Here is a 12,445-nt window from a genome sequence, read left to right on the forward strand (position 1 = left end):
CCTCTTGCTTGGCTCCATCATCTGCTTCCCTGACTTGTGCAATATTCTTCGTCCAGTCTCTTGTATGGTGGCCTACTTAGTCTGCTGCTGGCCGTGGGTGGCTGCGGCAAAGATCAAGCAGCCCGGCCAGTAACTCCTTCACCACCCGCGCCAGCTCCATCCAGCACCACGTTTACTAATCCGCTGCTGCCTACCGGGGCCGATCCGTTTGTGGCGCAGAAAGATGGCTATTACTACTACTTACATACTACTTATAACGACCTGCGCATCTGGAAAACGGCCAAGATGTCTGATCTGCCTCTGGCCACTGCAACTATTGTGTGGCGGCCACCTACTACGGGCGCGGCGGCGGGCAACCTTTGGGCGCCTGAGCTCTACTTCTTTGATGGCAAATGGTACCTCTACTACTCAGCCGGCCCGGCTGGCCCCGACTTAGGCCAGCAGCGCACCTGGGTGCTCGAAAATGCAAGTGCTGATCCGACTACCGGCACATGGGTTGACAAGGGTCGCATCTTTAACCCTACAGAAGACTTCTGGGCTATCGACGGCACCGTGCTGGAGCAGAACGGTAACCGCTATTTTATCTGGTCGGGCCATAATGGGCGCGACGGTATCCAGCGCCTTTATATCTCAAAAATGAGCAACCCCTGGACCCTAACCGGACCACGCGTAGAGCTTAGCCATCCGGAATACCCTTGGGAAAATGTGGGCCCACCCTATGTGAATGAGGGGCCAGAGATTCTGCAACGCAACGGCCAGACTTTCCTTGTTTACTCCGCCAGCTTCTGCGGCACCGACGACTATACCCTGGGCATGCTTCGCACCACTACTACAGCCGACCCTATGTTGCCAACGTCGTGGCGTAAGTCGGCGCAGCCGGTGTTTACGAAAAACCCGAGCGGTAACGTGTATGCTCCGGGCCATAATGGCTTCTTCGTATCCAAGGATGGAAGCGAAAATTGGCTGGTTTACCACGCAAATAACAACCCGGGGGAAGGCTGCTTCGACAAGCGTAGCCCTCGCATGCAAAAGTTCAGCTGGAACAGTGATGGAACGCCAAATTTTGGCTCTCCAGTGGCCCCCAACATGCCCATTCGTAAGCCAGCGGGCGAGTAGACCTACAAGGGGCTCACCCGTCTTTTATCACCCTCATCTCCACCCATGATGTCTATTTCTCTACCCTCTCCTTCCCGGATAATACGCCTGCTGTTGGTCGTAATGCTGCTGCTTGGCGGTCACGTCTTTCGGGCGACGGCATTGCAGGGGCAGCCTGGCTTACACGATCCTTCCACTATTATTAAGCACGGCAACACGTACTGGACGTTCGCAACTGGTGACGGCATATATAGCCTGTATTCTACTGACTTGGTGCACTGGAGGCCGGGGCCGCGTCCGGTGTTTCCAAACAATGGCTACCCAAGTTGGATCAACAGTAAGGTGCCTGGTTTTGCAGGCTTATTTTGGGCTCCTGAGTGCTTCTTTATGAATGGGAAGTACTACCTGTATTACTCGTGTTCCACGTTTGGATCGGGCTTCTCAGCAATAGGCCTGGTTACAAACCCCACGCTGGACCCCAACAGCCCTGATTATCGTTGGACTGATCAGGGCGAAGTGATTTCCAGCACGGCTATTAACTCATCGCAACCTAACGCCATTGATCCCGCCATTTTTCGCGACGCCAACAACCGCGTGTGGCTAACCTATGGGTCTTACTTCGGTGGTATTCGGGTAGTAGAGCTTAACCCTACTAGCGGCAAATTACTTAACACCAATCAGTTCGCTGTAGGAAATAATGGTGCGGAAGCTGCCTACATTAAGGAGCACGATGGGTACTACTATCTGTTTCTTAATCGTGGTACGTGCTGTCAGGGCGCGCTCAGTACGTACCATATCCTAGTAGGACGCTCCCTTTCCCCCACCGGGCCTTTTCTCGACCAGCAGGGTGTTGACCTTAACAATGGCGGCGGTACGACTCTGTTAAGCGGGTCAGGCCGTTACCGAGGGCCAGGGCACGCCGGAATTCTGGAAGAAGGAGGTGTCAACTATTTTTCCTACCACTACTACGACTCGTATGATGGTGGTGTCCCTAAACTAGGCTTGGCTCAGCTCATCTGGACAACTGCTGGTTGGCCTAGCATCAGTCGCGACTGGGTGACAGCGGGCCGCTATGTCATCAGTACAGCGCAGACTAGTGGCCTTGTGTGGGAAGCGGGTTGCGCCAGTGGTAGCACTCCTATCACCCAAAATACCTTCAGTAATCAACCTTGTCAGCAATGGAATTTCGCCGCCCTTGGTAATGGTGACTACCGTGTTACCAATCAGCAAGGGGGGTTAACGGCTAGCGTGGCCGGATGCTCTGATGCCGCTGGTGCTAAACTCCAACTCGGGGCTTACACTGACGACGACTGCCAGCGCTTTCACATTGACCGGGCGGCGAATGGAACACTCGTATTCGCTTCACTAAATGGCAACCGGGTGGTGGAAGTACCGAATGCCTCTACTGCCGCCGGGCAGCAACTGGGGCTGTGGGATTATAATGGTTGCAGTTGTCAGCGCTGGTCGCTTACGCCTACTAACACACCACTGGCGGTGAAGGGTGCGCAGCTACAGGACATCAGTATATATCCGGTTCCGGCCGGGCAGCAAGGGTTTACCGTTGAGTTAGGCACCCAACCAATCAGGGAGATTACGCAGGTGGAAGTCCGCAATTTGCTGGGGGCGGTGGTGTACCAACACGTTTTTGGCAAGCAGCAGACCACTTTGTCGGTAGCGGCTGGTTTGCAGCCAGGGGTCTACGTAGTGTGCGTACGCCGACCTAGTGGCTCTTTAACACAAAAGATAACCGTTCTATAAACTCGACTTAGCCGGTGGAGAGGCCGTATTCTCGACCTTTCTACCGGCTTTTTTTCTTTGACAAACACAAACGATTGTGTAGAATCAAAAGGATTTTCTACTTTACACGCACATTAGCCATTTCTTCACCATCAGGAAGGATGTAACTCGAACAGAGCTTTTGCATAACTAAGTGTATATCAATTATTTGTGCTATCTACTTTCTTACACAATCCATTGTTATACTATCTATATAATCTGCTTATCAAGTTTACTTCCTTGCGTTTTTACCTCCCTCACAAAAATTCCCACTTCCTCCGCTCATGACAAAACGTAACCGTGTCGGTGCATGGACCAGCCGTGTGGCTGGGCTCCTGCTGGTAGCCAGCTGCAACCAGTCAGCTCCCAATGAACACTCGGCCGCCGGTGCTTCCCAAACCATGACTGATTCCACTCAAACTGCTACGACCACAGCGGCGTCGGCCCCTACCTCGGCCTCGTTCGGCAAGACTTTGGATGGCACCGAAGTGCAGCTCTATACGCTCACCAATACCCACGGCCTGCAGGTAAGCATCACGAATTACGGCGGCACCGTCACGAGCCTGCTGGTGCCCGACAAAGCGGGTAAGCTCGGCAACATAGTACTCGGCTTTGACAACGTGAGCGGCTACCAGAGCCCAGAATTTCTAAAATCGGGGCCCTACTTTGGAGCCCTGATTGGGCGCTACGGCAACCGCATTGCCAAGGGCAAGTTCACCCTCGATGGCAAGGAATATACGTTGGCCAAGAACAACGGCGTAAACACCCTGCACGGGGGCAAAAAGGGTTTTGATAAGGTAATATGGCAGGCTCAGCCCGGTACGTCCGCCGACGGGCAGACGCTGACGCTCACCTATCTGAGCAAAGATGGCGAAGAGGGCTACCCCGGCAACCTCACCGTGAAGGTGGTGTACACGCTCACCAACGACGACGCTCTAAAGATCGACTACTCAGCCACCACCGATAAGGCTACCCCCGTCAACCTGACTAACCACGCCTACTTCAACCTGGGCCTGGGTCAGAGTAAGGATATTCTGGGCCATGTGGTAACTATTGACGCCGACCGTTACAACGTGGTCGACGCGGGACTCATCCCGACCGGCGAGTTGCGCCCCGTCAAAGGCACGCCCTTTGACTTCACTACGCCCCACGCCATTGGGGAGCGGATTGGGCAGGTGCCCGGCGGTTACGACCATAACTGGGCGCTGAACCAGGCCAGCGGCATGCACCCAGCCGCTACCGTGTACGAGCCTACCTCGGGCCGCACCATGACGGTGCAGACCACCGAGCCCGGCCTGCAGTTCTACACCGGCAACTTCCTCGATGGTACCCTGCGCGGGAAAGGCGGCACGGTGTACGGCAAGCACGCGGGCTTCTGCATGGAAACCCAGCACTTCCCCGATTCGCCCAACCAGCCCAAGTTCCCGAGCACCATTCTCCAGCCGGGCCAGACGTTGCAATCCACGACTACCTACACGTTTGGCGTGCGGCGGTAAGTGAACTGGTGAGATGGTGGACTAGCGCGTTTGCTGTGCTAGCGGCTCCAATAGCGCCCATAGAACAGCAACCTTACCTGTTCACCATCTCACGCCTCACTAATTCACTGAATCACTAACTCACCTTTCCCGTGCAAACTCCTACCTCAACAGATGCCTACGTTATTGGCATCGACTACGGCTCCGACTCGGTGCGGGCCGTGCTGGTGAATGCTCATACCGGCGTTGAAATTGCCCAGGCCGTGCATCTGTACGCCCGCTGGAAGGAGCAGCGCTACTGCAATGCCACCAAAAACCAGTTTCGCCAGCACCCCTTAGACCACATTGAAGGCCTAGAGGCTACCGTGCGCCGCGTGGCCCAAAAGGTGCCAGCCGAGCAGATTGTAGGTCTGGCCGTCGACACCACCGGCTCCACGCCCGGTCCCGTGGATGAGCACGGGGTAGCCCTGGCGCTAAAGCCGGGCTTCGAAGAAAACCCGAACGCCATGTTCGTGCTCTGGAAAGACCACACGGCCCTGCCCGAAGCCGCCGAAATCAACCGGAAAGCCCGCACCTGGGGTGGCGAAGATTTCACCCAGTTTGAAGGTGGTATTTACTCCTCGGAGTGGTTCTGGGCCAAAATTGCCCACGTAGTACGCGAGGACGAAGCCGTGGCCCAGGCCGCCTACTCCTGGATGGAGCACTGCGACTGGCTGACCCTGTTGCTCACCGGCGGCGAGCTGAAAACCTTTAAGCGCAGCCGCTGCGCCGCTGGCCACAAAGCCATGTGGCACGAGAGCTGGGGTGGCCTCCCCTCCGAAGAATTCTTGACCCTGCTGGAGCCCAAACTAGTCGGCCTGCGCGAGCGGCTGTTCGAAGAAACCTACACCGCCGATGAAGTAGCCGGCAACCTGTCGGAAGAGTGGGCCCAGCGCCTGGGTTTGACCACCAACACCGTGGTAGCCGTGGGCTCCTTTGACGCCCACGCCGGCGCGGTGGCGGGCGAAATTGAGGCGTACTCCATGGTGAAGGTGATGGGTACTTCCACCTGCGACATTGTGGTGGCCCCCATGGACGAGGTAGGCGGCAAGCTAGTGCCCGGCATCTGCGGGCAGGTCGATGGCTCGGTGATTCCGGGCATGCTGGGCCTGGAGGCTGGGCAGTCGGCCGTGGGCGACTTGCTGGCTTGGTTCCGTGGGGTGATTGAGTGGCCCTTGCGCACCTTGCTACCCCAATCCTCGGTGCTAACCCCGGAGCAGCAGGCAGCGCTGCGCGAGGAGCTGAGCGACAAGATGATGGCCGAGCTGAACGTAGCCGCCGCGGCCGTAAACCCCGAAGAATCGCAGGTATTGGCCCTGGACTGGGTGAACGGCCGCCGTACGCCCGACGCCAACCAGGCCCTGAAAGGCGCTATCATGAACCTGACCATGGGCACCTCAGCCCCGCAGATTTTCCGGGCCCTGGTGGAGTCCATCTGCTACGGTTCCAAGCAAATTGTGGAGCGCTTCGAGCAGGAAGGCATTCCGATTAAGCAGGTCATTGGCCTAGGTGGCGTGGCCAAGAAGTCGGGCTTTATGATGCAGACCCTGGCCGACGTGCTGAACCGCCCCATCAAGGTAGCCGAATCGGACCAGGCGCCCGCCCTGGGCTCGGCCATGTACGCGGCCGTAGCGGCCGGCATCCACCCCGATGTAGTAACCGCCCAGAAGGCTATGGGCAACGGCTTCGCCGAAACCTATACCCCCAACCCTGCCCGCGTAGCCGACTATCAGCGCCGCTACGAGCAGTACCAGGCCTTCGGGCAGTATGTAGAACACGCTACCCAACTGCAGCCCGGCGAAGTGGCCGAAACGGAGTTAGTCGACCAAGCATGAGCCAGTATCAAGACTTAAAGCAGGCCTGCTACGAGGCCAACATGCAGCTGCCCCAACTGGGGTTGGTGCTGTTCACCTTCGGCAATGCCAGCGTAGTGGATCGGGAGAAGCGGGTGTTTGCCATCAAGCCCAGCGGCGTGCCCTACGCTACCCTCCGGCCCGAAGACATTGTCATCGTGAGCTTTGCCAATGAGATAGTGGAAGGCACTAAGCGGCCTTCTTCCGATACCAAAACCCACGCGGTGCTCTACAGCCACTGGGAGCACATTGGCGGCATCGTGCATACGCACTCCACCTACGCCACGGCCTGGGCACAGGCGCAGCTCGACATCCCCATCCTGGGCACCACCCACGCCGACCACCTCACGGCCGATATTCCCTGCGCCCCGCCCATGGAAGACGCCATGATTGCCGGCGACTACGAGCATCAAACCGGCTGGCAGATCATCAACGAATTCCAGCGCCGCGGCCTCTCCCCCGAGGAAGTGGAAATGGTGCTCCTGAGCAACCACGCGCCCTTCACTTGGGGCAAAACCGTGGAAAAAGCCGTGTATCACAGCGCCGTGCTGGAAGAAGTAGCCCGCATAGCCTACCTCAGCTGCACCCTCCGCCCCGACGTGCCCCGCCTCAAAGACGCCCTGATTCAAAAGCACTACGAGCGCAAACACGGCGTGCATTCTTATTACGGGCAGTCGTAAGGAAGCTGTTTACCAAGAACGATAAAACGTCCGTCATGCAGAGCGCAGCGAAGCATCTCGCGCGCTGATGTTGCAGTAGTAATTAGGTGTCAGCCCGCGAGATGCTTCGCCTCCGGCTCTGCATGACAATAGCACTACAACATCAGCGTGCGGAATACTTCAGCTTCGCCTCCTTCTGTCTGATAACTCTCTGACATCTCCACCCCAAGCATATGATTGACATTTCCCACTACGAAGCCTGGTTTATCACCGGTAGCCAGCACCTCTATGGCCCCGAAACCCTGGAGCAGGTAGCCCAGCACTCCCAGCAGATTGCCGAGGCTCTGGGTACTGCCCTACCCATCAAAATCGTGTATAAGCCGGTGCTGACGGGTCCGGATGAGATTTACCAACTGGTGCAGCAGGCCAACACCACCAAGAACTGCGTGGGGTTGATTGCATGGATGCACACCTTCTCGCCGGCCAAAATGTGGATCAACGGCCTGAAGATTCTGCAAAAGCCCCTGGCCCACCTGCACACTCAGTTCAACCGCGACATTCCGTGGGGCGACATTGATATGGACTTCATGAACACCAACCAATCGGCGCACGGCGACCGGGAGTTTGGCTTCATTGGGGCCCGTCTGCGCCTCAAGCGCAAGGTGGTAGTGGGCCACTGGCAGAGCGCTGATGTGCACGAGCGCCTCAGCATCTGGGCCCGCGCGGCCTCGGCCTGGGCCGACTGGCAGGGCGCCCGCATCGTGCGCTTCGGCGACAACATGCGCTACGTAGCCGTAACCGAAGGCGACAAGGTAGAAGCCGAGCTGAAGTTTGGCTACTCGGTGAACACCTACGGCATCGGCGACTTGGTAGCCGTCATCAACCAGGCCACCGACGAGCAGGTGAACGCGCTGTTGGCTACCTACGAGCAGGAATATGAGCTGGGCGACTCGCTCCGTGAAGGCGGCGCGCAGCGTGAAAGCCTGCGCGAGGCGGCCCGCATTGAGGTGGGCATGCGCCAGTTCCTGCAGGACACCAAGGCCATCGGCTTCACCGATACCTTCGAGGATTTGCATGGCATGGCCCAGCTGCCCGGCATTGCTACCCAGCGCCTGATGGCCGAGGGCTACGGCTTCGGCGGCGAGGGCGACTGGAAAACCTCAGCTCTGGTGCGCGCCATGAAAGTAATGGGTGCGGGCTTGCCCGGCGGTAACTCCTTCATGGAAGACTACACCTACCACTTCCAGCCCGGCAACGAGCAGGTACTCGGCTCCCACATGCTGGAAATCTGCCCCACCATTGCGGAAGGCAAAGCCAAGGTAGAAGTACATCCGCTGGGCATCGGGGGCAAGGCTGATCCGGCCCGTCTGGTGTTCAACTGCCCCGCCGGCCCGGCTCTGAATGCTACCATCGTGGACCTCGGCCACCGCTTCCGCTTGGTAGTGAATGAGGTAGAAGCCGTAGCCCCGGAGCAGGACTTGCCCAAGCTGCCCGTAGCCCGCGTGCTCTGGCAGGTGAAGCCCAGCCTGAGCGTAGGCGCGGCCGCCTGGATTTACGCCGGCGGTGCCCACCACACCGGCTACAGCCAGAACCTGACGGCCGAGTACCTCGAGGACTTCGCCGAAATGGCCGGCATCGAGTACGTCATCATCGACGACGAAACCAAGCTGCGCACCTTCAAAAACGAGCTGCGCTACAACGACGTGGCCTTCAGCCAGCGGTAAGCCGCTACGCTAACTAGAACGTCATTCCGAGCTTACCGAGGAATCTCGCGGGCTGACGTTGCCAAGGTAACTGTCCTGCCAGATCAGGCAGGACGGTCATTTCAGCCTACTGTCTAGTTCCCCTTTCCCACACTTCAACAGCCCGCCTTCCCATATTCCATGCGTAATAACCTTACTACGCTTGACCTGCTCGTCTTCTTTGTGTACCTGATTGGGGTTTCGGCCTACGGGTTTTACATCTACAAGAGCAAGCAGAAAGCCGAGCAGAGTACCAAAGACTACTTCCTGGCCGAAGGCTCCCTGACGTGGTGGGCCATCGGAGCCTCCATGATTGCCTCCAATATTTCGGCCGAGCAGTTCATCGGCATGTCGGGCTCGGGCTTTAAGGTAGGGGTAGCCGTGGCCGCCTACGAGTGGGTGGCGGCCGTGGTGCTCATTATTGTGGCCGTGTTCTTTATGCCGGTGTATTTGAAGAATAAAATCTTCACGATGCCGCAGTTTCTGGAGCAGCGCTACAACTCCACCCTGAGCCTGATTATGAGCATTTTCTGGCTCTTTCTCTACGTGCTCGTTAACCTGACTTCCATTCTCTACCTCGGGGCCCTGGCCCTGAGCAACCTGATTGGGGGCGACAGTTTTCACGTCATCATTGTGCTACTGGCCTTGTTCTCGCTCTTCATCTCCATTGGGGGTATGAAGGTAGTGGGCTACACCGACGTGATTCAGGTGGTGGTGCTGGTGGTAGGCGGCCTGGTAACCACCTACATTGCCCTGACGCTGGTAAGCAACCAGTTTGGCCTGGACGGCGGGGCCATTTCCGGCTTCACGGCCCTCATGGACCGCGCCCCTGACCACTTCCGCATGATTTTCGACAAGCCCACCCAGGCCACGCCCCAGGTGGAAATCGACAAGTACCTGGCCCTGCCCGGCATTGCCATGTACTTCGCCGGCCAGTGGATTGTGAACCTGAACTACTGGGGTTGCAACCAGTACATCACCCAGCGCGCTCTGGGCGCCGACCTGCACACGGCCCGCACCGGCATTCTGTTCGCCGGTATCCTGAAGCTGATGATGCCCGTGATTGTGATGCTGCCCGGCATTGCCGCCTACGTGCTGTACCAAAACGGCGGCTTGCAGGCCGAAATGTCCTCTACCGGTTCTTTCAACTCCGATAACGCCTACTCCGCCATTCTCACCTTCCTGCCCAACGGCCTGAAAGGCCTGAGCATGGCGGCCCTGACGGCGGCCATCGTGGCCTCCCTGGCGGGCAAGGTCAACTCTATTTCCACCATCTTCACCCTCGACATCTACAAGCGCTACCTCAACAAGGACGCCACGGAGAAAAAGCAGGTGTGGGTAGGCCGGGTGACCATTCTGGCGGCTATTGTGCTGAGCGTGGCCATGACCTGGCAAGATTTGCTGGGCATTGGGGGCGAAGGCGGCTTCCAGTTTATTCAGAAGTACACGGGCTTTATCTCGCCCGGTATTCTGGCCGTGTTCCTGCTGGGCATGTTCTGGAAGCGCACCACTGCTACGGCGGGCATCGTGGGCATTCTGGCCGGCTTTGCCTTATCGGTGTTCTTCAACAACTACGCTCCCACGGTGCTAGGCCCGGAAACCATTCTGTACACAGCCTTCCCGAACGGGCGCGGGGCCTACGAAATCCCCTTCCTGATCTGCATGGGCCTTTCGTTTGCCTTCACCTTCGTGCTGATGGTGGGCGTGAGTTTGGCCGGGCCGGTGGTGAACCCACGGGCCATTCAGCTCAGTCCCAGCATGTTCCGCGTGAGTACCCAGACCATGTCGCTCATCGTCATCACCATGCTGATGCTCACGGCGCTCTACGTCAAGTTCTGGTAGCGGCTACTAGGTAGCCTTTATCACGCGGCTTCTGCCAAGGGCCGCTAGTACCACCACAACGGGGGCGTGACTATCGTGTTCATGCCCCCGTTGTGCTTTCTGAAAACTCGCTCTGTGTTCTTCCAATCCAAAACCCACTACCATGAACACCACGTCTACCCTACTCCTGGCTCGCGTGCGGGCTGGCCGCCACCTTACTTGGCGGGCCCTGCGCCTGCTGGCCTTGCTGCTGGCTCTCACGGCTGGGCTTAGCTTCCGGGCCTCGGCCCTCCAAGGCAACGACAACTGCCACGACCCCTCTACCATTGTCAAGGATGGCAATACGTACTGGATTTTCACGACTGGCACGGGCATCTATGCCATGTACTCTACTGACCTGGTAACCTGGCAATCGGGGCCCCGGCCGGTGTTTGCGGCCGGCTCCTACCCTAGCTGGATTCAAAGTAAAGTACCCGGCTTTACCGGCGACTTTTGGGCCCCCGAGTGCGTGTACCGCAACGGCAAGTTTTACTTGTACTACTCGGTTTCTACGTTCGGCTCCAACACTTCCACCATCGGGCTGGCCACCAACGTAACCCTGGACCCGGCTAACCCTAACTACCAGTGGATAGACCAGGGCGAGGTTATTTCGACCACGGGCAGCAGCGCCTCCAACGCCATCGACCCGGCCGTGGTGACCGACGCCAGCGGCGGGTTGTGGATGAGTTACGGCTCGTTTTTCAAAGGTATTGGCCTGATTAAGCTCGATGGCCTGACCGGCAAACGCTCGGGCACCAGCTTCAGCTGGCTGGCCGGCAACGTAGCCGCCGACGGTGTGACGCGCAACAACAGCGGCAGCGAAGCGCCCTACATCGTGCGCAACGGCAGCTATTACTACCTGTTCATCAACAAAGGAGCCTGCTGCCAGGGCTCCAGCAGCACCTACTACATTCAGGTTGGCCGCTCCACCAGCATCACGGGGCCTTACCTAGATAAAAACGGGGTGGACTTAAACAAGAACGGTGGCACTACCCTTATTGCTACCAAGGGCAATTATGTGGGCCCGGGCCACGTGGGCTTGTTCCAGGAAAACGGCGCCAACTACCTCACCCACCATTATTACGACAGCAACCAGAACGGTCGCGCCCGCCTGAGTGTGGGCAACATGGGCTGGGATGCCGCGGCCTGGCCCTTCATCACCCGCGACTGGCTGGCGGCCGGCCGCTATACGCTTGCCAACGCAAACAGCGGGCTGGTGTGGGATGCTTGGGGCTGCACCGGCGTGCAAGGCCAGGCCATTGCCCAGGGCACCAGCACCCCCGGCCTAGCCTGCCAGCAGTGGAACCTCACGCCCGACGGCAACGGGGAGTACAAAATCACCTCGGCCGTGGGGGCCGGCTTGGCCGCCGATGTCCTTGCCAATAACCCCAACAACGGCGCCAAGCTCCAGCTGTATCCATACAACGGGGCCGCCAATCAGCGCTTCAAGGTGGAGCGGGCCAGCACCGGCCAGTACGTGCTGTCGTCGGTGAATGGGGGACGCGCTGTGGAAGTGCCGGCCTGCTCCAGCACCGCCGGCGTGCAGCTGGCCCTCTATGACTACCTCGGTAACAACTGCCAGAAATGGGCCATTGCCCCGGCCACCAGCGCCCGGGTGTTGGCAACCCAGAGTGCCAACACCGCGCAGTTCAGCGTGTACCCCAACCCCACCGAACGGGGCCGCTTCACGGTGGCGCTCGGGCAGGAGCTGGCCGCTTCGGGCGTTACCATCACGCTGGCCGACGTGCACGGCCGTCAGGTGTACGCCCGCACCAGCACCGGCCAGCCATCGGTGGTGGTGGAGGCCAACCTCAAGGCCGGGCTGTACCTACTGCACGTGAGCGGGGGGCAAGGCACTTACACCCAGAAACTAGTTGTGCAATAAACAGTGGCCCCTCGGCTTTCCTAGGAGAAGAGCTGAGGGGCCCGCTGGCAAACTTCAACGC

At 58.6% G+C, this 12,445-nt stretch carries 8 protein-coding genes; all 8 read left to right on the plus strand.

Translation table 11 applies throughout. The features are described 5' to 3' along the window. Positions 1 to 36 precede the first annotated feature (36 nt). The 8 genes from MWH26_RS11010 to MWH26_RS11045 all read left to right on the plus strand — a co-directional run bounded on the left by MWH26_RS11010 (position 37) and on the right by MWH26_RS11045 (position 12,384). The gene (locus MWH26_RS11010) at positions 37 to 1,116 is read left to right on the plus strand and encodes a glycoside hydrolase family 43 protein (RefSeq protein ID WP_247974322.1); all 1,080 of its coding nucleotides are present in this window, start codon (positions 37 to 39) and stop codon (positions 1,114 to 1,116) included. A 45-nt stretch (positions 1,117 to 1,161) separates the two neighbouring features. Further along, positions 1,162 to 2,853, plus strand: a complete 1,692-nt coding sequence (locus MWH26_RS11015) for a family 43 glycosylhydrolase (RefSeq protein ID WP_247974323.1) — start codon at positions 1,162 to 1,164, stop codon at positions 2,851 to 2,853. Between the two features lie 302 nt (positions 2,854 to 3,155). Continuing rightward, positions 3,156 to 4,367, plus strand: coding sequence for an aldose epimerase family protein (locus MWH26_RS11020; protein WP_375374015.1), 1,212 nt, complete (start codon positions 3,156 to 3,158; stop codon positions 4,365 to 4,367). Between the two features lie 131 nt (positions 4,368 to 4,498). Continuing rightward, positions 4,499 to 6,220: a ribulokinase gene (locus MWH26_RS11025; RefSeq protein WP_247974324.1), complete on the plus strand. Its 1,722-nt coding sequence runs from the start codon at positions 4,499 to 4,501 to the stop codon at positions 6,218 to 6,220. Next, entirely contained in the window at positions 6,217 to 6,918 is a 702-nt protein-coding gene (locus tag MWH26_RS11030; protein ID WP_247974325.1) for an L-ribulose-5-phosphate 4-epimerase, read from the plus strand. The genes MWH26_RS11025 and MWH26_RS11030 overlap by 4 nt, the downstream gene beginning before the upstream one ends. A gap of 212 nt (positions 6,919 to 7,130) precedes the next feature. Further along, positions 7,131 to 8,621, plus strand: coding sequence for an L-arabinose isomerase (gene araA / locus MWH26_RS11035; protein WP_247974326.1), 1,491 nt, complete (start codon positions 7,131 to 7,133; stop codon positions 8,619 to 8,621). Between the two features lie 159 nt (positions 8,622 to 8,780). Continuing rightward, a complete protein-coding gene (locus MWH26_RS11040) occupies positions 8,781 to 10,481 on the plus strand; it encodes a sodium:solute symporter family transporter (RefSeq protein WP_244696669.1) in 1,701 nt (566 codons plus the stop codon). A gap of 142 nt (positions 10,482 to 10,623) precedes the next feature. Further along, the gene (locus MWH26_RS11045) at positions 10,624 to 12,384 is read left to right on the plus strand and encodes a family 43 glycosylhydrolase (RefSeq protein ID WP_247974327.1); all 1,761 of its coding nucleotides are present in this window, start codon (positions 10,624 to 10,626) and stop codon (positions 12,382 to 12,384) included. Positions 12,385 to 12,445: the final 61 nt, after the last annotated feature.

This window comes from Hymenobacter sublimis, from assembly GCF_023101345.1.
Taxonomy (GTDB): Bacteria; Bacteroidota; Bacteroidia; order Cytophagales; family Hymenobacteraceae; genus Hymenobacter; species Hymenobacter sublimis.

What these genes read in the sequence shown, in the direction of transcription:
- MWH26_RS11015 (WP_247974323.1), top strand. Translation starts at nt 1,162, where the DNA reads ATGATGTCTATTTCTCTACCCTCTCCTTCCCGGATAATACGCCTGCTG.
- MWH26_RS11020 (WP_375374015.1), top strand. Translation starts at nt 3,156, where the DNA reads ATGACAAAACGTAACCGTGTCGGTGCATGGACCAGCCGTGTGGCTGGG.
- MWH26_RS11030 (WP_247974325.1), top strand. Translation starts at nt 6,217, where the DNA reads ATGAGCCAGTATCAAGACTTAAAGCAGGCCTGCTACGAGGCCAACATG.
- araA (WP_247974326.1), top strand. Translation starts at nt 7,131, where the DNA reads ATGATTGACATTTCCCACTACGAAGCCTGGTTTATCACCGGTAGCCAG.
- MWH26_RS11040 (WP_244696669.1), top strand. Translation starts at nt 8,781, where the DNA reads ATGCGTAATAACCTTACTACGCTTGACCTGCTCGTCTTCTTTGTGTAC.
- MWH26_RS11045 (WP_247974327.1), top strand. Translation starts at nt 10,624, where the DNA reads ATGAACACCACGTCTACCCTACTCCTGGCTCGCGTGCGGGCTGGCCGC.